The sequence below is a fragment of the Rhodococcus sp. Eu-32 genome, assembly GCF_003336925.1.
Classification (GTDB): Bacteria; Actinomycetota; Actinomycetes; order Mycobacteriales; family Mycobacteriaceae; genus Rhodococcoides; species Rhodococcoides kyotonensis_B.
The window spans coordinates 196,748-218,901 of record NZ_QGNK01000004.1; the positions used below are offsets into that span (position 1 = coordinate 196,748).

The window sequence follows — 22,154 nt, forward strand, 5'->3', positions numbered from 1 at the left end:
CGATGCGTGTGGCCATCACCGGTGCGACCGGAAACGTCGGGACGACGCTCCTGCGGCGACTTGCGGGCGAGGACGTCGACGTCGTCGGAATTGCTCGTCGGCGCCCGCCGGACACCGATCCCTATGCAGGCGTGCAGTGGCACGAAATCGATCTCGCCGACGCCGATGCGGAGAACCGACTCGTCCCGATTCTGACCGGAGTCGACGCGGTGATACATCTCGCGATCGGATTTCAGCCCATGCGTGAGCGAGACTATCTGCGCCGCACCAACGTAGGGGGAACCGAGGCGGTCGCGAACGCGGTGGGACGGGCCGAGGTCGGCCGACTGATCCACATGTCGTCGAGCGGGGTGTACTCGCCCGGCGCCTACGGCCGCCGCGTCGACGAGACCTGGCCGCGGGACGGCGTCCCGTCGTCGACGTACAGCGTCGACAAGGCGGCCGCGGAACAGGTGCTCGACCGTTTCGAGACGCGCGCTACCGGAACGACCGTCGTCCGTCTCAGACCCGGGCTGATCGGCCAGTACGCGTTCGGCAGTGCGCTGCTTCGGTATTCGCTACCCGACCTCGTGCCGTCGTGGGTCGTGGATCGCGTTCCGGTTCTGCCGATGGACCGGTCGATCACGATTCCTGCCGTGTCGACGAGCGACGTCGCCGACGCGATTCTCGCTGCGTTGACCTGTCCCCGCAGCGACGCGTTCAACCTGTCCGCGCCGACTCCCGTTCGCACCGCAGATTTCGAAGCCACCTTGTCCGCGCATGCGATTCCCGTTCCACGCGTCGCCATGCGCGCCGTGGCGGCGGCGACGTTCACCACGAGGCTGCAGTCCGTGCACCCGGGGTGGATCGATCTCGCATACGAGACTCCCCTGCTCGACACACGCCACGCCGAGACGGTACTGAAGTGGGCGCCGACGCTCGACGGGCCCGAAGTGCTGGCGGAGACGATCCGCGGTATGCGCCAGGGGGCAGCCGCATCCAGCCCGCCTCTGCGCGCACGGACGTTCCTGGATCGCATCGGCTCGGCTCTCGGCCGAGGTCCGGTGTCACGGCGCCGCAAACCCTGACGAGCGGGTTTCACCCCGCGGGCACACGGGTATCGGGCGGGCAGGGGGAAACGCTCGTAGGAGGTTTTCTTTCATGTCGACAAGTCCCGAGGAGCGCATCGACGTCCGCGACGATCTGTCGGAACTGTGCGAAGAACTGTCGGAGTTGGCTCTGGAACATTCGATCGCGGTCGCCACGGTCGAGTCTCTGACCGCAGGCAATCTCGCCGCCATGCTCGGCAAGGCCCCGTCTTCGGGAGAGTGGTTCCGAGGCGGAATCGTCGCCTACGACGCCGATGTCAAGCACTCGCTTCTCCGCGTTCCCGAAGGTCCGGTCGTCAGTGAGGTCTCGGCCGCCACGATGGCACGTTCTGCGTGCGAACTGCTCGGTGCCGACATGGCCATTGCCGTGACCGGCGAGGCAGGGCCCGAGACACAGGAGAACGAACCGCCGGGGACGGTATGGGTGGGCATGTGCGACCGAGGCGTCGTCACCACCGAACGCAAGCAGTTCGACGGTGAGCCGGAAGAGATTCTGGCACAGACGTTGTCGCTCTCCATCGAATCTTTGGTGGGCCATGCTCGCCGACGCTCCGCCTGAACGATCCACCACATCCTTCGACCGAGACAGGGGTAACACGCCGAATGGACACCTCATTGCGTTCACACATCCAGCACGAGCTCGCCGTGAAGCCGGCGATCGACCCCGAGAACGAGATTCGCGACCGAGTCGAGTTCCTGGCGGACTACCTCCGCGCCAGCGGAACCCGTGGGTTCGTACTCGGAATCAGCGGTGGACAGGACAGCACTCTGGCGGGTGCCCTCGCACAGCGTGCCGTGCGTGACGTCGTGGCGTCCGGTGGAGAGGCCGAGTTCGTCGCCGTAAGGCTGCCGTACGGTGTGCAGGCAGACGAGGACGACGCCATCACCGCCGTCGAGTTCATCGGCCCCGATCGCACGGTCACCGTCGACATCAAGGACGCAGTCGACGCGTCGGCGCGCGCGGCTGCGAAAGCCCTGGGCGTGGACCGCCTCGACGACTTCGTGCGCGGCAACATCAAGGCACGTGAGCGCATGATCGCGCAGTACGCGATTGCAGGCCAGGACAACCTCCTGGTCATCGGGACGGACCATGCTGCCGAGGCCGTCACCGGGTTCTTCACCAAGTACGGCGACGGCGGAGCCGACGTGACACCGCTCGAGGGCCTGACCAAACGGCAAGGAGCACAACTTCTTCAGTTCATGGACGCGCCCGAGTCCACCTGGAAGAAGGTGCCGACGGCCGACCTGGAGGACGACCGCCCGGCCCTGCCGGACGAGCAGGCGCTCGGCGTCACGTACGCACAGATCGATTCCTATCTCGACGGCGGAGATGTCGACGACGACGCCGTCGCCGTCATCGAACGCTGGTACACGAAGACCCGGCACAAGCGCACGACCCCGGTCTCGCCGACCGATCGATGGTGGCGCCGAGAGCCAGGCGAGTGACCGACCTCGGACCCTCCTCGGCTACAACGGTTCTGACCAGGGAGCAGTACCTCGACCGGTGGCGCGTTCTGCACGGACAATACGACCAGAACGCCTCCTCGCTGGTGCGGCCGTGGCTGAGCGCCGTCTACCGCCTGTCGGCGCCGCTCGCACGGAAACATCTGCCGCCCGACATCGTCACGGCCACGGGCGTGGCGACGGCGGCGGGCGCGGCCGCAGCGGCGTGGACCGGCGGCGCGTGGCTGTTCCTCGCCGCCGCGCTCGTCCTCGTCGCCTCCGTGCTCGACGGTATCGACGGCGCAGTGGCCGTGATCTCGCGGCGGGACGACGCGTGGGGTTTCGTCGTCGACACCGTGGCCGATCGCTGCAGCGATCTGTTGATTCTGGCGATCGTCGGATTCGCCGGTGCCCCATGGCCACTCGTCGCGGTGATGATGGCTTTCAGCATGATCCACGAGACGCTTCGTGCACGTGCAGGCGCGGCCGGACTGCGCGAGGTCCTCGTGATCACGGTGTGGGAACGGCCGTCGCGGGTGGTCACGTCCATACTGATCGCTGTCACCGCCGCGGCAGTGCCGTCCGCCGCAGTCACGACGTCGACACTGGGCGCAGTGGTCGGCGCTGTCCTGGCCACGTGCGGGCTACTTCACCTGGCGATCGCTGTCCGACGCGCCCTGCGCGGACGCGTCGTCGAACTACCATCCGAGTTCGTCGATCGCAAGCGTCAGAGCCCACCCGACGAGCAGTAACACGTGCAGCAGGAACATCCACAGTCCTGCTGCGATCACGGCTCCGATCACGGTCAGCCCCCCGAAGGGAGCACCGAGATCGACCGGTATCGCCAGGAACAGCACGAACCCTTGCGCGAACCCGGCCAGGAACGACGCGGTGACCAACGCTCCGGCGGCAACGACCGTGGCGCGCGGGAGACCGGGACCGACGACCGCGAAGACCCAGCTCACGGCAACTGCGAGCACGAGCCACGTTCCGATGAATCCGATCCACACCCGCAGCGCCAGACTGCCCACGCCTCCCGAGGTGGTCGCGTCGGCCAGCCACTCCGCGAGACGCAGCATCACCACGACGAGGAACGGCGACAACAGTACGAACGGGAGGACGAGGGCTCGGCCACGCCAGCCCGTCAGATTCTCGTCGACGGGACGGTACGCCACGAGCGCGCGCCGAAGCCCTTCTCCGTAGAACGTCGCCGGGAAGATCGCGATCAGGACCCCCAGCAACGACAACGTTGCGCCGGCCTCTGCCAGCGTGATCACCGCCGACCGTGCGCCGAGCGCATCGGGTAGCAACTCGGCGACGTCGGCCATGCGGGACAGCACCCATTCCGGAGACGTGACGACAGTCGCTGCGCGCAAGGCCAACAGCAACACGGGTACGACGGCGATCGCCGCGTAGAAGGTCAATCCTCCCGCGACGAGAGACAGGTCCGACGCACCCAATCGGGTGGTCATGTTCCGCCGAACCGGCCGCAGCCACTCCGAGTGCATCGTCACCGTCACCTTCTCCTCGCGTCGAGAGGGCGCATACCCACGTACGTCGTCCCCACGCGCCCGCGGTTTCCCGATGCGACCGACGGGTAATGCGGCACAGGTGAACAGACTGGACCCGATCACGACCTCGACCGACATTCCCTCTTTCGACGTCCTGGTCATCGGAGGCGGGAACGCCGGTATCAGCGCCGCTGCCCGAGCGATCCGAACGGGCATACGAGATGTCGCGGTGATCGAACCACAGCAGGTACACACCTACCGTCCGTTGTTGTCCTACGTCGGCGCCGGGCAGGCCACGCTGAACGAGGCGCAACGCACGCAACGGTCCGTGATCCCACGAGGCTGCACGTGGATCGAAGACTCGGCGACCGTCGTCGACGCACCGAACAACACGGTCACGTGCGCGTCAGGACGCCGGTTCCGCTATCACGACCTCGTGCTCGGTCCCGGACTCGTACCGGACGACGACGAACTTCCCGGCATTTCCGAGGCCGTCGACTCGCCCGGAGTGGCCAGCAACTATCTCGACCGCGCCGACAAGACCTGGACACTGGTGGAGAACATGCCCGCGTTCGGGCACGCCGTGTTCACGGTGCCACGGCCGCCGGTCAGCTGCACCGGGACGACACTGAAACCTCTGTTTCTGGCGGCGTCGCACTGGCACCGCGTCGGCCGACTTTCCGGCATCGAGATCACTCTGCTCGTCGACCGTCCTCGCCTGATCGGAGTCCCCGAGCTCGACGCTGTGCTGATGGATCGGTTGCAGCAACTCGGAGTTCACGTCCACGTCGACACATCCGTCGTGTCGCTCGAACCGGCGTCCCGGCGGATCGAGACCGTCACCGCAGGCTCGACGCCGAGCACCGTCGAGTACGACTTCCTGCATCTCGTACCGCCGTTTCGTGGACCTCGATGGATCACCGAATCGAACCTGAGTGCCGACGGCATGCACGGGCTCGTCGACGTCGATCCCCACACGTTCCGGCATCGCACGCACCCCAACATCTGGGCCGTCGGCGATGGCGCGTCGATCGACACCGATCCGTCGGGTGGTGGTCTGCGCAAACAGGTTTCGGTGCTCGTCGACAACATCCATGCGACGCGTGAGGGTCGGGCCACCTCGACGTACGACGGTTACACGGTCGCCCCGATCCCGATGGACGACCGTCGTCTCGTCGCCGCCGAATTCGACCGCGCCGGAAGACTGTCGTCGTCGCTGCCCTCGTTCCTCGACCCACTCACGCCCCGCCGATCCGCGTTCGCATTCGACAGATACGGTCTACCCCAGATCTACTGGCACTCGATCCTCCGCGGTCGAGTCTGAGTCACGAACGCACCGAGAGGATTTCATTCATGACCGCACCCGGTAGGCCGCATGTCCTCGTCATCGGCGGAGGCTTCGGCGGCCTGTACGCGGCGAAGCGACTGCGCCACAGCGACGTGGCCGTCACCGTGCTCGAACGAGGCACCAGCCACGTGTTCCAACCGTTGCTCTACCAGTGCGCGACGGGTCTCGTGTCCGAGGGTTCCATCGCGAGCCCACTGCGACATCTGTTGCGGCATCAGGACAATGCCCATGTCGCTCTCGGTGAGGCCTCGGCCATCGACGTCGAAGCGCGCATCGTCACGGCCAGCCGATTCGACGGGTCCACGTACGAGTTGAAGTACGACTTCCTCGTGGTCGCCGCCGGGATGCAGCAGGCCTACCACGGCCACGAGGAATACATCCAGTACGCGCCCGGCATGAAAACTCTCGACGACGCCCTGACTATCCGACGGAAGTTGATTGCCGCGTTCGAGATGGCCGAATCGCTGCCGACTGCCGAGGAGCGACAGCCCTGGCTGACGTTCGCGGTCGCGGGCGGCGGGCCCACGGGCGTCGAATTGGCCGGTCAGATACGGGAACTCGCGACGAGGGCACTGTCGCATGAGTTTCGTTCGATCGACCCGCGCGAGGCGAGGGTGTTGCTCTTCCACGGCGACGATCGAGTTCTGCCGTCGTTCGACAGGAAACTGTCGGCGGCGGCTCAGAAGACCTTGGACATCGTGGGCGTCGAAACGCACCTCGGCGTGCACGTCACCGACGTGACCGAGACCGATGTCGAGACCACGACGAAAGCCGAACCGAAGACGAAGACCCGGTACGACACGCGCACGGTGTTGTGGACGGCGGGTGTCGAGGCCGTGCCGTTCGCGCGCACGTTGGCGACAGCGCTCGGCGTCGATCCTGACCGGTCCGGCCGGATCTCCGTCGGGCCCGATCTGTCGGTCCCCGGACATCCGAACGTCTGGGTGGTCGGCGACATGATGGCGAAGGACGACCTGCCGGGCGTGGCCGAGGTGGCGATGCAGGGCGGACGCCACGTCGGATCGGTCATCGCGGCGGAGCTCGAGCACCCGGGCAGCGCCCGGGCTCCGTTCAAGTATCGCGACCTCGGCAGCGCGGCCTACATCGCGCGCGGACACGCACTCGTGCAGGCCGGACCGCTGCGCATGTCCGGTTTCCTCGGGTGGCTGTCGTGGGGGTTCATTCACATCGCGTTCCTGTCGGGAGCCAGGAATCGCGCCGGGACTCTCGTCAACTGGGCGGCCACGCTGGCCACCAACTCGAGACGCGAGCGAGCCATCACCTACGGGGATCCGGAAACCGCCCGCAAGCCCTACAGCTGACGGTTCAGTCGATCAGTTCCGCGTTGCGTAGTGCCGCGCGAACGTCGGCGTGATGCCATTCGTCCAGTTCGACGAGAGGCAGGCGAATACCTCCGGACATCAATCCCATCTCGGCGAGGGCCCACTTGACCGGGATGGGATTGGGCTCGGCGAACAGGGCACTGTGCAGACCTGCAAGGGTCGCGTCGATGTCCGACGCCGTGTCCGCGTCACCCGCGAGAGCGGCGGCACACATCTTCGCCATCGCGTCCGGTGCGACGTTGGCCGTCACCGAGATGTTGCCGTGGAAGCCCGCGAGCATGCTGGCTCGTGCGGTCGAGTCGTCGCCCGAGTACAGGCCGAAATCGGGCAGTTCGAGAGCCACGAGGTCGCGCGTTCGATCCAGGTCTCCCGACGCTTCCTTGATGCCGACGATGTTCGGCAGCTCGGCGAGCCGGGCGACGGTGGACGGCAGCATGTCGCAACCGGTCCGCGACGGGACGTTGTAGAGGTACTGAGGAAGGTCGACTGCCTCACCGATCGCCTTGAAGTGGCGGTACAGGCCTTCCTGAGGGGGCTTGATGTAGTACGGGGTGACCAGGAGTGCGCCGTCGGCGCCTGCGACGCGGGCTGCCTCCGTCAGGTGGATGGCCTCGTCGGTGGAGTTCGCGCCGGTGCCCGCGATCACGGGGATCCGTCCTGCGACGACATCGATGGTGCGTCGGATGACGTTCTCGTGTTCGGACACCGACAGGGTCGACGACTCACCCGTCGTTCCGACCGACACGATCGCCGAGGTACCGCCGCTGATCTGTCGCTCGAGCAGGGAATCCAGCGACGGGTAGTCGACGTCGCCGCTGTCGGTCATGGGCGTGACGATCGCAACGATACTTCCGGTGATCACGGTGGGGCTGCCTTCCTCGGGTCTGTGGTTCGTCCCGAATCGTAGTCGACCGCAGCGTCACGGCACCTCGACCATCGCCGCTGCTCGGTCGTGCCGACCGTCACCGACGTGTGTCGAACCGTTACCGTCGGAGAGATGGAATCCCCCATACCCGACTATCTGGACACCGTGCTCGCCGAATGCCGATCGGTCGACGGTGGTTCGATCGAGAGCGGCAACCGCCGACTGGCTGCGGCCGATCCGGACATGTTCGGGGTCGCGATCGCCACCGTCGCAGGCACGGTCTACACCGCCGGTGACGCCGACATCGAGTTCTCGATTCAATCGATCGCCAAGACGCTGGCGTATGCACTGGCGATCACCGACAACGGCCTCGATGCGATGTCCGACGTCGTCGACGTCGAACCGTCCGGCGACTCGTTCAACGAGATCTCGCTCGAACCGGGATCCGGTAGACCACGCAACGCACTGATCAACGCCGGTGCACTCGCAGTACACGCAATGGTGCGTGCCGACTCGGCGCGTGAGCGCGTCGAACGTATCCGCGCGCTGCACAGTGCACTCGCGGGTCGTGAATTGTCCATCGACACAGCCGTGTACGAGTCCGAGCTCGATGCCGACGACCGCAACACCGGAATCACCCACCTGCTGAAGGCCGTCGGTGTGCTCGGAGCAGATCCCGATGAGGTCGTCGACGGATACGCGGCGCAGTGCGCCATCTCCGTCACCTGCCGCGACCTCGCCGTCATGGCCTCCGTGATGGCGAACGGTGGGCTCGAACCCGGTTCCGGTACACGACTTCTCGACCTTTCGGTCAACAGCCACGTCCTGTCCACCATGACGACGTGCGGCATGTACGACGGCACGGGAAGCTGGATCTCCACGGTCGGTATTCCGGCCAAGAGCGGAGTCTCGGGTGCGATCATCGGCGTGCTCCCCGGCCAGGTCGGCATCGCCGTGGTGTCGCCCCGCCTCAACGAGCACGGCAACAGCGTGCGCGGCGTCGCTGTCTTCGAGCGGCTCTCTCGCGATCTCGAACTGCACATGATGCACGTCTCGCCGTCGGGAATGTCCTCGCTGCGGACCGTCGACGAGAGCGACGACGCGACGGTCCTCGAATTGCAAGGAGACCTGCGCTTCGCCGGCGCCGAGTCGGTTCTCGCACGTCTCGGAAACGGCATACCGTCGCACCACCGCATCAGGCTCGACTTCGAGCACGTGCGCGCCGTCGACGACGCCGCGAGACGACTGCTGCGCGAGGCGATGGACCGACTGCGATCGGAGGGCCACGACGTCGATGTATCGGACCCGCACGATCTGCTCGAACCGGCCGACACGTAGTCAGTCCAGTCGAAGAGCGCCGAACACCATGTCCCGCAACAAAGGTCGAGTCTGCTTCGACGGGGATCTGCCGGCACTGTAGGGCGTCGAGTTGATCAGTCCGAACACCGCGTGCGCCTTCGTCCTTGCATCCGACTCGCCGAGTGTCGCGTCCGCGTCGCACAGCGCGGACACCCACAATTCGACGTATTCACGCTGCTTGCGTCGGACCGACCGGCGCGGCGTCTCGGGCAGAGACTCCAGATCACGGTCCTGAATTCGGATGAGCGCGGGCGAGGCGAACGCGAAGTCCAGATGGAAATCGATCAGGCGCTCCACCGTGGCGTCGCTCGGCGCATGCTCGTCGACGACGGCGCGGCCACCGTCGAGCAGGTACTGCGAAATTCCGACGAGCAATTCGACCAGGACGGCTTCCTTGCCCGAGAAGTGCCGATAGACCGCTGGTCCGCTGATACCGACGGCTGCTCCGAGATCCTCGAGGCGCACCGACGAGAAACCGCGCTCGGCGAACAACGACGCCGCTGCCTGCAGGAGTTGCTCACGACGCTCGGCCTTCTTCTGGTCACGGGACGTCGCGGGCTTGTCGTCGAGCCCGGGGTCGGTCGGTGTCGCCATCTGTCGTCGCCTCTCTGGACATCTCAGTTAATCGTAGTTTACTATTGCAATCAGTTATTCCCAGTTAACTGAAATCGTGTTCCGACAGACGAGACCGAGGACGCGCACCACCATGGCTATCGACACCGCTGCCAACAGGGCAGACCACGAGCTGCTGACTGCCCAGCTCTCCGAGCGGCTCGCCTTGGCGGCACTCGGCGGGAGCGAGAAATCCCGAGAGCGCCACGTCGCACGCGGCAAGCTGCTCCCCCGTGACCGCGTCGACGAACTACTGGACCCGGGCAGCCCGTTCCTCGAAATCGCTCCACTGGCCGCCAACGGTCTGTACGACGACGAATGCCCCGGTGCAGGCATGATCGCCGGCATCGGCCGCGTCTCCGGACGCGAGTGCGTCGTCGTGGCGAACGACGCAACGGTCAAGGGCGGCACCTACTACCCCATGACCGTCAAGAAGCACCTACGCGCGCAGGAGATCGCGCTGCAGAACACTCTGCCGTGCATCTACCTCGTCGACTCCGGAGGAGCATTCCTTCCCCGTCAGGACGAGGTGTTTCCCGACCGCGACCACTTCGGCCGCATCTTCTACAACCAGGCCAACCTGAGCGCCAAGGGAATTGCCCAGATCGCCGCGGTCATGGGTTCGTGCACGGCAGGTGGTGCGTACGTCCCCGCGATGAGCGACGAGGCGGTCATCGTCCGGAACCAGGGCACCATCTTCCTCGGCGGCCCGCCACTGGTGAAAGCCGCGACCGGTGAGGTCGTCACAGCCGAGGAGCTCGGCGGCGGCGATCTGCATTCGAAGATCTCCGGAGTGACCGACCACCTCGCCGACGACGATCGCGACGCGCTACGCCGCGTCCGGAAGATCGTCTCCACACTCGGTCCGCGCACGCCGCGCCCGTGGGACGTGATCGACGTTCGCGAACCCATTGCAGATCAGACCGAGCTCTACGACGTGGTCCCCACCGACTCCAGAACTCCGTACGACGTGCGCGAGGTCATCACCCGGGTCGTCGACGCGGGCGAGTTCGACGAGTTCAAGGCCGAATACGGCAAGACACTCGTCACCGGCTTCGCACACATTCACGGCCACCCCGTCGGGATCATCGCCAACAACGGCGTGCTGTTCGCCGAATCAGCCATGAAGGGCGCGCATTTCATCGAACTGTGCGACAAACGCAGCATTCCGCTGGTCTTTCTGCAGAACATTTCCGGATTCATGGTCGGCCGCGACTACGAAGCGGGCGGCATCGCCAAGCACGGCGCCAAGATGGTGACCGCAGTCGCGTGCGCACGGGTGCCGAAGCTGACCGTCGTCATCGGCGGGTCCTACGGTGCAGGTAACTACTCGATGTGCGGCCGCGCGTATTCCCCACGCTTTCTGTTCATGTGGCCGAACGCGCGCATCTCCGTCATGGGCGGCGAGCAGGCAGCCTCCGTCCTCGCGACCGTCCGCGGCGAACAACTCGACGCGGCAGGCACCCCGTGGACGAGTGACGACCAGGAATCGTTCAAAGCGCCGATCCGCGAGCAGTACGAAACCCAGGGCAACCCCTACTATTCGACGGCTCGGCTGTGGGACGACGGCATCATCGACCCGGCCGACACCAGAACCGTTCTCGGACTTGCGTTGTCGGCATGCGCCAACGCACCGCTCGAACCGGTTTCCTACGGCGTCTTCAGGATGTGACGACACACATGACCACGCAGATCGACACCGTTCTCATCGCCAACCGTGGCGAGATCGCAGTCCGCGTCGCACGCACGTTGCGGCGCTTGGGTATTCGCTCCGTCGCCGTCTACAGCGACGCCGACGCCGACGCTCGGCACGTCGCCGAAGCCGACACGGCGATCCGGCTCGGACCGGCGAACGCGCGAGAGAGTTACCTCTCCATGCCGAAGGTCATCGAGGCCGCCCGGATGACCGGTGCACAGGGTATCCACCCCGGATACGGCTTCCTGTCCGAGAACGCCGAGTTCGCCTCCGCATGCGAGGCCGCCGGTATCGCGTTCCTCGGCCCCTCCGCCCGCGCGATCGAGGTGATGGGCGACAAGATCACCGCCAAGGCCGCGGTCACCGAGTTCGGTGTCCCCGTCGTCCCCGGCATCTCGCGGCCGGGCCTGACCGACGCGGATCTGATCGCGGGTGCCGCCGACGTCGGCTTCCCGGTGCTCGTCAAACCCTCCGCGGGTGGCGGCGGAAAAGGCATGCGCCTTGTCGAGCGCGCCGAAGACCTGCCTGCTGCGCTGGCGAGTGCGCGTCGGGAGGCGTCGTCGTCTTTCGGCGACGACACTCTGTTCCTCGAGCGTTTCGTGTTGCGGCCCAGGCACATCGAAGTCCAGATCCTGGCCGACACACACGGCAACGTCATCCACCTCGGCGAGCGCGAATGCAGCCTGCAGCGCCGTCACCAGAAGGTGATCGAGGAAGCGCCGTCGCCGCTTCTCGACGCCGAGACCCGCGCCCGCATCGGTGAAGCAGCCTGCAACACGGCCCGTAGCGTCGACTATGCGGGTGCAGGCACCGTCGAGTTCATCGTTTCCGCCGACAGCCCCGACGAGTTCTTCTTCATGGAAATGAACACCCGTCTGCAGGTCGAGCACCCGGTCACCGAAATGGTCACCGGTGAGGACCTCGTCGAATGGCAGGTGCGTATCGCGGCGGGTGAGCACCTGACACTCGCACAGGACGACGTCACGCTCACCGGACACGCCATCGAAGCGCGCGTCTACGCCGAAGATCCGGGCCGTGGGTTCCTGCCCACCGGCGGCACCGTCGTCGGACTGCGTGAACCCGTCGGCGACGGCATCCGCGTCGACTCCGGGTTGCAGGTCGGCACCGAGGTCGGCAGCAACTACGACCCGATGCTGTCCAAGGTCATCGGGTACGGCCCCGACCGCGCTGCAGCACTGCGGACGTTGGACCGTGCCTTGGCCGACACCGCGGTCCTCGGAGTCGTCACCAACATCGAGTTCGCTCGATTCCTGCTCGCCGACAACGACGTTCGAGCCGGCGCGCTCGACACCGGGCTGCTCGATCGCCGCGCCCCGGACTTCTCCGCATCGGCGGCACCGGACGAAGTGCTCGTGGCGGCCGCGTCGGTGTCCTGGTTGGCGACGTGGGACAGCCGCGGCGACGATCTATGGTCGGCGCCCAGCGGCTGGCGCGTCGGCGCGCATGCGCCGTACACGGTGCGACTGAAGACCGGTGACCGTTCGGTGCACGTCGCCATCACCGGAACGCCGACGTCGGCCAAGGTGATGCTCGACGACCAGCCGCCGATGGCATTGACCGCCGAGGCGTCGCAGAACACCGTCACCGTCGTGCTCGACGGACGGCGCGACACCATGCGGTTCGGCCACGACGGCGCCGAGACGTGGATCTCCGATTCACGTGGAACATGGGCATTGCGTCCCGTCGACGAGCCGAGCGTGCGCGAAACCGACGCGCATTCCGGCGACGCCGAGATCCTCAGCCCCATGCCCGGTTCCGTCATCGCCGTCGCAGCCGCGTCGGGCGATACGGTGACCGCGGGCAGTGCCGTCGTCGTCGTCGAAGCGATGAAGATGGAACACACGTTGACCACCCCGATCGACGGCACCGTCGAACTCGAGGTCGCCGTCGGCGATCAGGTTCGAGTCGATCAGCTCCTGGCTCGTATCGTCCCCACCGAGAAGAACGAAGGTTGATCATGACCGACTACCTGTCATCGGCCAATTTGCCCGACGAGTATCAGCAACTGGCGAAGTCGGTGAACGACTTCGCGCGTACCGTCGTCGCACCGGTCGCGGCGAAACACGATGCAGAGCACTCCTTTCCGTACGAGGTCGTTGCGGGGATGGCCGAGATGGGACTGTTCGGACTGCCGTTCCCCGAAGAATACGGCGGTATGGGCGGCGACTACTTCGCTCTCTGCCTCGCCCTCGAAGAACTCGGCAAGGTCGACCAGAGCGTCGCGATGACGCTCGAAGCCGGTGTGTCGCTCGGTGCGATGCCGGTGTTCCGATTCGGCAACGACGCCCAGAAGCAGGAATGGCTGCCGAAACTCACCAGCGGTACGGCGCTCGCCGCGTTCGGGCTCACGGAACCAGGTGCAGGCAGCGACGCCGGCGGCACCAAGACCACGGCCAAGCGTGACGGCGGCGACTGGATCGTCAACGGCAGCAAGCAGTTCATCACCAACTCCGGTACCGACATCACCGAGTTGGTCACCGTCACGGCAGTCACCGGGGTCGACGAGGCAACCGGTCGCAAGCAGATCTCGTCGATCCTGGTCCCGACGAACACTCCGGGTTTCGTCGCGGAGCCCGCGTACGACAAGGTCGGATGGAACGCGTCGGACACGCACCCGTTGAGCTTCACCGACGTTCGCGTCCCACAGGAGAACCTGCTCGGTGAGGAAGGGCGTGGGTACGCGAACTTCCTGCACATCCTCGACGAGGGCCGCATCGCGATCGCGGCGGTGTCGGTCGGCGCAGCACAGGGATGCGTCGAGGAGAGCGTCAAGTACGCGAAGGAGCGCGAGGCGTTCGGGCAGCCGATCGCGAACAATCAGGCGATCTCGTTCAAGATCGCGCGCATGGAGGCGCGTGCCCACACCGCGCGGACGGCGTACTACGACGCGGCCGCATTGATGTTGGCGGGCAAGCCGTTCAAGAAGGCCGCATCGATCGCGAAGCTCGTCGCGTCCGAGGCCGCGATGGACAACGCTCGCGACGCCACGCAGATTCACGGCGGCTACGGATTCATGAACGAGTACACCGTTGCGCGGCACTACCGCGACAGCAAGATCCTCGAGATCGGTGAGGGCACCACCGAAGTGCAGTTGATGCTCATCGCCCGGGGACTCGGGCTGTGAGCGAGAAGCGCATTCTCCAGCGCGGGTTGTGGTTCGAGGAGATGGAACTCGGGGCCGTCTACGAACATCGCCCCGGGCGCACGATCACCGAAGCCGACAACACGCTGTTCACCACCCAGACGATGAACACGCAGGCGCTCCACCTCGACGCCGCGTACGCCGAGACGACCAGTTTCGGTGAGCGACTTGTCAATTCGATGTTCACGGTGTCCACACTCGTCGGACTGTCGGTGGCACAACTGACGCAGGGCACCATCGTGGCGAATCTCGGCTTCTCCGAAGTGTCGTTCCCGAAGCCGCTGTTCCACGGCGACACCCTGTACGCGGAAACATCGATCTCGGACAAACGCGAATCGAAGTCACGCCCGGGCGAGGGCATCGTGACCTTCACGCACACCGGACGGAATCAGCACGGCGACGTCGTCGCGGTTGCTGTCCGAAAGACGTTGGTACGTATGCGACCCGAGGAGGACGCCTCGTGACGTGGACACCGCCGGGACCTGCGTGGTTGTTCTGCCCCGCGGACCGGCCCGAACGCTACACCAAGGCTGCGGATCGGGCGGACGTCGTGATTCTCGATCTCGAGGACGCCGTCGCGCCCGCGGACAAAGACGTTGCCCGGGAAGCACTCACGTCCACCCCCCTCGATCCCGAACGCACCGTCGTACGGATCAATGCGCATGGATCCGCAGACTGGACAGCCGACCTCGAAGCACTGGACAAGACCGAGTATCGCGTCGTCATGCTGCCGAAGTGCGAAGCGGTGGAGCAGGTCTCGTCGTTGGCACCTCGTGAGGTCGTCGTTCTCGTCGAGTCCCCGCTCGGCGCGATCTCGGTAGCCGATTCGTTGACTGCGCAGAACGCCGTCGGCGCGATGTGGGGCGCGGAAGATCTGGTCGCCGCGCTGGGTGGCAATTCGAGCAGATTCGCCGGCGGCGGTTACCGCGACGTCGCACGGCATGTCCGGTCGCAGACATTGCTCGCGACCAAGGCACGGGGGCTTTTCGCACTGGATTCGGTGTTTCTCGACATTCCTAACCTCGACGGCCTTCGGAAGGAATCCGACGATGCGGTGGCGGTCGGTTTCGACGGCAAGGCGGCAATCCACCCGAGCCAGGTTCCGGTGATCCGCGAAGCCTACGCACCGACCGACGAGGACATCGAGTGGGCGACACGACTCCTCGCAGCGGTTCAGGACAACCGCGGGGTGTTCACGTTCGAAGGCCTCATGGTGGATGCGCCGGTGATTCAGCAAGCACGGCGCATCGTCGCACGCATCCCCGGTGCGTGAAGTTCTTCACAACTACTAGGGCTTCCACTACTAGGATGCCCGACCATCTAAGCTGACACTCGTGACCAGTGTTCAACCGCTGTACCCGGGTTTCGACGACCTCACGTCGTGGTCCGAGAGTGCCGCGTGCCGGAGTTCTGCCGGCGAGATGTTCTTCCCGTCGGGTGACGAGTACAGCGGGGCGTCGATCGAGGATGCCAAGCGTGTCTGTGGTCGATGCCCCGTCACGAGGGAATGCCTGCGGCACGCGATGCTGAACGGTGAACAGCACGGCATCTGGGGTGGGCTGACGCCCTCGGAACGACGGCGAACCCGGTTGCCGCGCCTCACACGCCGGCGGATCCACAGCGTCGGGAGTTGACGTGTACGGCCACGAACTAGCTCCCCCACGAGGCACCGTCGCGCTCGACCTCGCGGCGACGCTGATCCGCGTCGCGAACACCATGCGGACGCGGCTCGACGAGGTCCTCGTAGGCCATCGCGTCAGCTGGGCCGGATACGAAGTTCTCGACCTCGTCTGCACCGAGGGTCCGATGACGTACCGGGCCCTCGCCCACACGCTGGACCGGCACCGCACCAGTGTCCGCAGCATCGTGGCCGGTCTTGTCGACGTAGGCCACGTCACCCGCACTCTCGGCGGCCACCGCAGCGACGAATTCGTCGTCCAGCCGACACGATCCGGTCGCGGCGTGCACGAGCGGGCTCGTCGCGCATTGGATGCGTACGGCGGCGACCTTCTCGCCCTCGACGACCCGGGGACGATGACCGATCATCTACACGCTCTCGACCGAGCTCTACGCGGTCGTCGATAGATCTGCCCGCAGTCAGCCCTGCCAGCCGACGGCGGCGAACGGCGCATTCGTCGTGATACGGCCGACGATGCCGGCGTGGGCGAAATCCTTGGCGGTCTGCACGGCGTCGCCGACGGGTGTGCCCTTCGACAGTTCGGCGGTGATGGCCGCGGCGAAGATGCATCCGGCACCGGACACTCGTTCGTTGCCGATCTTCGGTGCGCGCAACACCGTCACGTCCTGACCGTCGAACAGCACGTCGACGGCTTCGTCGCCGGGCAGTCCCGCGCCACCCTTGACGACGACGTACTGCGGGCCGAGATCGGCGATGCGACGGGCCGCCTCGGCCAGGTCGTCGACGGATTCGATCGTGTCCATGCCGGAGAGAGTCTGCGCCTCGAACAGGTTCGGGGTGACCACGGTCGCCAGCGGCAGGATCTCGGCCCGCAGTGCGTTGTCGGTGTCGAGTGCGGCGCCCGGTTCCTGACCCTTGCAGATCAGGACAGGGTCGACGACGACGTGACGCCAGCTCTGCTTCTCGAGCGAATTCGCGACGGTCGCCACGGTCTCGGGCGTGCCGAGCATGCCGATCTTCACGACGTCGAGGTCGTGAGCCGACGTCGCGGCCTCGATCTGGTCGGCGATGACCGAGCCGTCGATCGGAACGAACCGGTGGCCCCAGCCGGCTTTCGGGTCGAACGACACGATGCAGGTGACGGTTCCGACACCGTAGACCCCGAGGCGCTCGAAGGTCTTGAGGTCTGCCTGCAGACCTGCTCCTCCGGTCGCCTCCGAGCCGGCGATGACATACGACAGTGTCGACATTCGTTCCGCTCCTCTACTGCGCTTTCGTTCCCTGCGACCCCTCGCTCGAGCCGCGGGACCCCGAAAGTTCAGTATGGCAACAGCAGATGTTCACCGACGAAGGGGCTCCGCCCTCGTGCGCGGGAATGTATAGCGGGCTATACATTCCCGCGCACGTGGGGCGGGGCCGCGTCACACGACGCCGGACTTGTGCAACTCCTCGATCGAGTCGGCGTCACAACCCAATTCGGCGAGCACCGCGTTGGTGTCCTCCCCGTGGGCTCGCCCGGTGTGCCGGATACTTCCGGGCGAATCGCCCATCCGCCACATCACGTTCTGCATCCGGACCGGGCCGAGATCGTCGTCCTCGACGGTGGTCACCATCTCGATCGCGTTGACCTGCGGATCGTCGAGCAACTCGCTCGGCTTGTAGACCGGGGCGACGGCAGCGCCCGCCTTCTCGAACTCCGCCACCACTTCCTCGCGCGTGCGCTCTCCGATCCATCCGCCCACATACTCGTCGAGCAGATCGGCATGAGCCGCACGCTGACGGCCCGTCGCGAACCACGGTTCGTCGATCACTTCGGCATGACCCACCAACGTCAGCACACGCTCGGCAATCGAGTTCGCGCTCGTCGATATCGCCAACCAATGGCCGTCGGACGTCTTGTACAGGTTTCGCGGTGCATTGTTGCTCGAACGGTTGCCCGTTCGCTCCTGGTCGATCCCCAACTGGTCCGCATAGATGATGCCCGGCCCCACTGCAGCCATGATGGGGCTCAGCAGATCCAGGTCGATGACCTGACCCTTGCCGCCGTTGTTCGTCCGATGCAGGAGTGCCATCGACACCGCCGACGAGCCGGCGATGCCCGCCAGCGAGTCCGCCAGACCGAAGGCAGGCAACGTCGGTGGGCCGTCCGCGGCCCCGGTCAGATGCGCGAATCCGCTCATCGACTCGACGAGGGTTCCGAAGGCCGGCCGCGTCGAGTACGGGCCGGTTTGCCCGAAACCTGTGACGCGCAACAGGATTAGACCGGGGTTCTTCTCGGAGAGCACGTCGTAGCCGAGTCCCCAACGCTCGAGCGTTCCCGGCCGGAAGTTCTCGACGACGACGTCCGCCTCGGCTGCGAGCGATTCGAAGATCTCGGCGCCTTGCTCGCTTCCGAGGTTCAAAGTCATCGTCCGCTTGTTGCGACTGATCATCGTCCACCAGAGCGGATGCCCGTCCTTGTCCAACCCGTGCCCACGCATACCGTCGGGCCGGGTCGGATGTTCGATCTTGATGACGTCGGCACCGAAGTCACCGAGGATCTGAGCGACGAGCGGACCGGCGAGGATCGTCGAGATGTCGAGGACCTTGATGCCCTCGAGCGGCCCGGTCACTTGTACGGACGGTGCAGGTAGCGGCCGGCGGGCGCACCGGACACGGCACCGTCGGCGAGGACGCGCTGTCCGCGGACGAATGTGTCGGTGACCTTGGCTCCCAGTTCGAAGCCCTCGAACGGCGTGTACTCCTGCGTCGATTCCGAGTCTTCGGGACGCACCGTCCAGGTGTGGTCGGGGTCGACGAGCGCGATGTCCGCATCCATACCGATCGCGATGTCGCCCTTGCCAGGAAGTCCGTAGCGCGACGCAGGGTTGAGCGACGTCAACTCCGCGATGCGTCGCCAGCTCAAGCCTCGTTTGCGGCCCTCGCTGACCAGGCCGGGCAGCAGGTATTCGGCGCCGCCGAATCCTGACTTCGCGGCGAAGATGTCTCCACGATCCTCGGCGAACTTCTTCTCGTCCTTGCAGCACGCGTGGTCACTGACGACCCAGTCGATGTCGCCTGCGATGAGGTGCTCCCACAACGCCTCGACGTCCTCGCGTGGGCGCAGCGGCGGGTTGACCTTCCCACCGAGACCGTACGCGGTGTCGATGTCGGCCAGAAGGTGTCCGATCGTGACCTCACGACGGAAGTTCACGTGCGGGAACGCCTTTGCCATCCTCATCGCGGCAGTCAAAGCCTTGCGCGACGACAGGTGCAGCAGATTGATGTTGGGAAGCTGGGTCTCGTCGGCGAGGAAGGACGCGATCGTGACCGCGAGTCCCTCCGAGTGCGGCGGACGTGACGCACTGTAGGCGGCCAGACCCTGCAGGGTGCCTTCTTCTTCGACGATCTTCGTGTATGCACTCATGATCTCGGCCGTCTCGCAGTGCAGGGACAGCGAGATGTGATCTGCTTTGTCGCCCAGCTGTTCCCGGGCGGCCTGGATGCCACGCATGACGAACTCGAAGTGCGCCAGGTCGTAGCGCTCCCCTTCCGGCGTCATGAGGAATTCGCTCTGGTCGCTCGAACGCCCGTGCAGCCCGTGGCTGCCGTAGAACATGAAGATCTTGAACGACGTCACACCGTGATCGGTGATGAGCGAGGGGATTTCGGTGATGTGTTCCTTGGACATGGGCGCAAGGTGGTACGCGTAGTCGACGTAGGGCCTGCCCTCGGTTGCCTCGAGTACCGTCGGGAACACATCGGCGTAGGAACCACCCGTGTTCATGTAGTACTGACCGGTGCGCATGTAGGACAGCGACGTCGTGACGCCACCCTGCACGCAGGCGCGTGACTCGGTTTCGGCATCGTCACCGAGGGAGTTGTAGATGCCCCAGTGCTGGTGCGCGTCCACGACACCGGGGAATGCCACCTTCCCCGCCGCATCGATGACGGTGTCGGCTGCGTCGGCCGGAATGTTCGCTTCGATTCGGGTGAACTTGCCGTCTTCGATCAGCAGATCGAGGAATTCGCCGTCCTCGGGAGCATCCGCGCCCGGGCGTACGACGCGTGCATTGGTGATCAACGTGGACATGGAGAGATCCTTTCGAAATGGGAGAAAATCAGATGAAACTAGCCGCGAGATAGGCGAGCCCGAGCGCCGGGAGCAGTCCGTTGCCCGCCAGGTACCCGGCTGCTCCCTGGCCTGAGATGCCGATCGCCGCGCCACCGGACGCGAACAGACCGTCGATCGGCCGGTCGTCGGCACGCAGCACTCGTGCGTGTTCGTCGACCACGAGCCCACCTTGCGTATGGAACAGCGCAGGCACGATCTTGATGGCTGCGTACGGCGCACCCAGGACGTGCTCGAACGATGTGCGCCCGAACGGATCCCGCCCTTCTCCGCGCGCGTACCCCCGCACCGCCGCCAGTTCCTGTTCGACGGCATCGCGCGGCAAGCCGGTTGCGTCGGCGAGTTCGGCCGAGCTGTCGGCCCACGTCGCCGCGCCGGACTCCACGGTCTGACGAAAGTCGGTGAACGCCAGACACTTGTCGTAGATGGGGCGGTCGATGACGATCCAGCCCTCGGATTCACGTTGCGCTGCGAGACGAGCCGCATACTCGGAGTAGCCCGTGGTCTCGTCGCCGAAGCGGCGCCCGTCGAGATCGAGAACGATACCGCCGTGCATCACGGTTGCCCACCCGACGAGCGTCTTCGCCTTCTTCGACAACGCCGCATGTCCCTGGTAGGCGTCGAGGTATTTCGATTTCGCGCCGAGGCGTGCACCGATGGTCAGCGCATCACCGGCCGAGTACTCACTGCCGTGGTACCGAGCCGCCGAGATTTCCGGAATGTGCTCGGACACCATGTCGGTGTTCGCGCCGTATCCGTTGGTGGCCAACAGAACTGCTCGCGTGGGAATCGATTCCGTCGTGCCGTCGGGAAGGGTCACGTTGGCTCCGTTCACCGCGCCGTCGACGTCGATGGAAATGTCCGTGAGCCGCGCAGGCACGAGTATGTCGATGCGCGGCTCGGCGTTCGCTGCACGGACGAGGTAGTCGAGCAGAATGCTGCCGTGCCTCCCCTCCACCGTGTGGCACCGGAAGCTCGAATGTCCTGGATAGGCGAAGTCGGTGACCAGCTCGAGCGGAATGCGTAGATGGTCGGCGAGCCACTCGACCAAGGGGGCGCTGACGTCGGCCAGTGCTGCAGTCAGTCGCTCGTCGGCGGTGCCCTTCGTCTTCCGCATCACGTCGTCGACGAAATTCTGCGGCGTGTCGCCGATTCCCGCATCGCGTTGCCAACGCGAGCCTGCACCCGGGATCATCGCCGTCGACATCGCAGTGTTGTTGCCGCGCTTGAAGTGTTCGCTCGCTTCGACGACCAGAACATCCAAGCCACGCTCGGCCGCGCGCAGAGCGGCGACCAGACCGCCGCCGGCACCGGCCACGACGAGGTCGGGTCCGTTCTCGCTCATGCGACCGACTCGAGTTCCGAGCTCAGCCCCAGAAGACGCAATGCGGTCGCCGTCGGGTCCACGACGAGCGGCTGCCGCGGAGGGTCGACGAGTTCGACGGCCGAACACGCGTTGATCGCCACCGAGCAGGTCAGCCCGCGTGCGTGCTCGATGACCGCGTCACCCCACGCGGCCGTATCCGCGATGTCGTGGACGTCCAAGCCGAGTACCTGGGTCGGATCCGCGTCCAGGCGGTAGAACGCCAGTCGCCGGTCGAGCTCGGCGGCGATCGCCGCGTTTCGGGCCAGCGCACCGAGGCGCTGTCCCTGAGACGCGTAGAACGAGGCGGTCAGACGCGACAAGCCGTAGAGCGGCACAGCGAAGTCCTCCGCTTGCTCGGCACACGGATCGAGAACGCAGTCGGGAAGGAACCCGTCGAATCCCGTCGGATCGACTGCGCGGAACGCCTCTGTCAGAACGTCTTCCGACGCCCTGATGTCGGCTTCGGTGTTCAGCGCCGACGGTGCAACCGAACCGATGTTGCGCAGCTCGACGGTGACCGACGTCGGCGCCAGGTGGTCGTACCGTTCCTGACGGCGACGCAGTTCGGCTGCGTCGACGTCGATCGGCGTGAAAGCCAGAAGATGCATGT

At 65.8% G+C, this 22,154-nt stretch carries 22 protein-coding genes; 14 read left to right on the top strand and 8 right to left on the bottom strand.

Annotated elements, in window-relative coordinates:
- Positions 1-2 precede the first annotated feature (2 nt).
- The 4 genes from DK926_RS07115 to DK926_RS07130 all read left to right on the top strand — a co-directional run bounded on the left by DK926_RS07115 (position 3) and on the right by DK926_RS07130 (position 3,283).
- Complete coding sequence (locus DK926_RS07115) at positions 3-1,067, top strand: NAD-dependent epimerase/dehydratase family protein (protein ID WP_114329829.1); 1,065 nt, start codon at positions 3-5, stop codon at positions 1,065-1,067.
- A gap of 73 nt (positions 1,068-1,140) precedes the next feature.
- A complete protein-coding gene (locus DK926_RS07120) occupies positions 1,141-1,647 on the top strand; it encodes a CinA family protein (RefSeq protein ID WP_114329830.1) in 507 nt (168 codons plus the stop codon).
- Between the two features lie 44 nt (positions 1,648-1,691).
- Entirely contained in the window at positions 1,692-2,534 is an 843-nt protein-coding gene (gene nadE, locus DK926_RS07125) for an ammonia-dependent NAD(+) synthetase (RefSeq protein ID WP_114329831.1), read from the top strand.
- Positions 2,531-3,283 carry a CDP-alcohol phosphatidyltransferase family protein gene (locus DK926_RS07130; protein WP_114329832.1) on the top strand — a complete coding sequence of 251 codons (753 nt, stop codon included), beginning with the start codon at positions 2,531-2,533 and terminating at the stop codon, positions 3,281-3,283. Before nadE ends, DK926_RS07130 begins: the two co-directional genes overlap by 4 nt.
- On the opposite strand, the gene DK926_RS07135 is transcribed toward DK926_RS07130, so the two are convergent.
- Positions 3,230-4,258: a YihY/virulence factor BrkB family protein gene (locus DK926_RS07135; RefSeq protein ID WP_243636693.1), complete on the bottom strand. Its 1,029-nt coding sequence runs from the start codon at positions 4,256-4,258 to the stop codon at positions 3,230-3,232. The genes DK926_RS07130 and DK926_RS07135 overlap by 54 nt on opposite strands.
- Here DK926_RS07135 and DK926_RS07140 point away from each other — a divergent pair.
- Positions 4,161-5,366 (top strand): FAD/NAD(P)-binding oxidoreductase, encoded by a 1,206-nt coding sequence (locus DK926_RS07140; RefSeq protein ID WP_114329908.1) that lies wholly within the window; start codon positions 4,161-4,163, stop codon positions 5,364-5,366. The two genes, DK926_RS07135 and DK926_RS07140, sit on opposite strands and share 98 nt — an antisense overlap.
- 29 nt (positions 5,367-5,395) lie before the next feature.
- A complete protein-coding gene (locus DK926_RS07145) occupies positions 5,396-6,712 on the top strand; it encodes an NAD(P)/FAD-dependent oxidoreductase (protein WP_114329833.1) in 1,317 nt (438 codons plus the stop codon).
- A gap of 4 nt (positions 6,713-6,716) precedes the next feature.
- Here the strand turns inward: DK926_RS07145 and dapA are convergent, their stop codons facing one another.
- Complete coding sequence (gene dapA / locus DK926_RS07150) at positions 6,717-7,595, bottom strand: 4-hydroxy-tetrahydrodipicolinate synthase (RefSeq protein WP_084424065.1); 879 nt, start codon at positions 7,593-7,595, stop codon at positions 6,717-6,719.
- Positions 7,596-7,730: 135 nt separating this feature from the next.
- Here dapA and glsA point away from each other — a divergent pair, with 135 nt between their 5' ends.
- Positions 7,731-8,936, top strand: a complete 1,206-nt coding sequence (gene glsA / locus DK926_RS07155; protein WP_114329909.1) for a glutaminase A — start codon at positions 7,731-7,733, stop codon at positions 8,934-8,936.
- Here the strand turns inward: glsA and DK926_RS07160 are convergent, their stop codons facing one another.
- Positions 8,937-9,551 carry a TetR/AcrR family transcriptional regulator gene (locus tag DK926_RS07160; RefSeq protein WP_068431666.1) on the bottom strand — a complete coding sequence of 205 codons (615 nt, stop codon included), beginning with the start codon at positions 9,549-9,551 and terminating at the stop codon, positions 8,937-8,939. It abuts the gene before it with no gap.
- Positions 9,552-9,663: 112 nt separating this feature from the next.
- Here DK926_RS07160 and DK926_RS07165 point away from each other — a divergent pair, with 112 nt between their 5' ends.
- The 7 genes from DK926_RS07165 to DK926_RS26435 all read left to right on the top strand — a co-directional run bounded on the left by DK926_RS07165 (position 9,664) and on the right by DK926_RS26435 (position 16,513).
- A complete protein-coding gene (locus DK926_RS07165) occupies positions 9,664-11,241 on the top strand; it encodes a carboxyl transferase domain-containing protein (RefSeq protein ID WP_068431670.1) in 1,578 nt (525 codons plus the stop codon).
- Between the two features lie 8 nt (positions 11,242-11,249).
- A complete protein-coding gene (locus tag DK926_RS07170) occupies positions 11,250-13,241 on the top strand; it encodes an acetyl/propionyl/methylcrotonyl-CoA carboxylase subunit alpha (protein ID WP_114329910.1) in 1,992 nt (663 codons plus the stop codon).
- Between the two features lie 2 nt (positions 13,242-13,243).
- Positions 13,244-14,410 carry an acyl-CoA dehydrogenase family protein gene (locus tag DK926_RS07175; RefSeq protein WP_114329834.1) on the top strand — a complete coding sequence of 389 codons (1,167 nt, stop codon included), beginning with the start codon at positions 13,244-13,246 and terminating at the stop codon, positions 14,408-14,410.
- Positions 14,407-14,892 (top strand): MaoC family dehydratase, encoded by a 486-nt coding sequence (locus DK926_RS07180; RefSeq protein WP_346764328.1) that lies wholly within the window; start codon positions 14,407-14,409, stop codon positions 14,890-14,892. The genes DK926_RS07175 and DK926_RS07180 overlap by 4 nt, the downstream gene beginning before the upstream one ends.
- On the top strand, positions 14,889-15,701 hold the full coding sequence (locus DK926_RS07185) for a CoA ester lyase (RefSeq protein WP_114329835.1): 813 nt from the start codon (positions 14,889-14,891) through the stop codon (positions 15,699-15,701). Before DK926_RS07180 ends, DK926_RS07185 begins: the two co-directional genes overlap by 4 nt.
- 61 nt (positions 15,702-15,762) lie before the next feature.
- Entirely contained in the window at positions 15,763-16,062 is a 300-nt protein-coding gene (locus DK926_RS07190; RefSeq protein ID WP_279387064.1) for a WhiB family transcriptional regulator, read from the top strand.
- A 1-nt stretch (position 16,063) separates the two neighbouring features.
- The gene (locus DK926_RS26435) at positions 16,064-16,513 is read left to right on the top strand and encodes a hypothetical protein (protein ID WP_125833385.1); all 450 of its coding nucleotides are present in this window, start codon (positions 16,064-16,066) and stop codon (positions 16,511-16,513) included.
- Positions 16,514-16,525: 12 nt separating this feature from the next.
- On the opposite strand, the gene thiD is transcribed toward DK926_RS26435, so the two are convergent.
- From thiD to DK926_RS07220, 5 genes are all read right to left on the bottom strand, one after another.
- Positions 16,526-17,317 (bottom strand): bifunctional hydroxymethylpyrimidine kinase/phosphomethylpyrimidine kinase, encoded by a 792-nt coding sequence (gene thiD, locus DK926_RS07200; protein ID WP_114329837.1) that lies wholly within the window; start codon positions 17,315-17,317, stop codon positions 16,526-16,528.
- 171 nt (positions 17,318-17,488) lie between these two features.
- Complete coding sequence (locus DK926_RS07205; RefSeq protein WP_114329838.1) at positions 17,489-18,679, bottom strand: CoA transferase; 1,191 nt, start codon at positions 18,677-18,679, stop codon at positions 17,489-17,491.
- Positions 18,676-20,139, bottom strand: coding sequence for a dihydroorotase family protein (locus DK926_RS07210; protein ID WP_068431688.1), 1,464 nt, complete (start codon positions 20,137-20,139; stop codon positions 18,676-18,678). The genes DK926_RS07205 and DK926_RS07210 overlap by 4 nt, the downstream gene beginning before the upstream one ends.
- Positions 20,140-20,167: 28 nt before the next feature.
- Positions 20,168-21,523: an FAD-binding protein gene (locus DK926_RS07215; RefSeq protein WP_114329839.1), complete on the bottom strand. Its 1,356-nt coding sequence runs from the start codon at positions 21,521-21,523 to the stop codon at positions 20,168-20,170.
- Positions 21,520-22,152: a hydantoin racemase gene (locus DK926_RS07220; protein ID WP_114329840.1), complete on the bottom strand. Its 633-nt coding sequence runs from the start codon at positions 22,150-22,152 to the stop codon at positions 21,520-21,522. The genes DK926_RS07215 and DK926_RS07220 overlap by 4 nt, the downstream gene beginning before the upstream one ends.
- Positions 22,153-22,154: the final 2 nt, after the last annotated feature.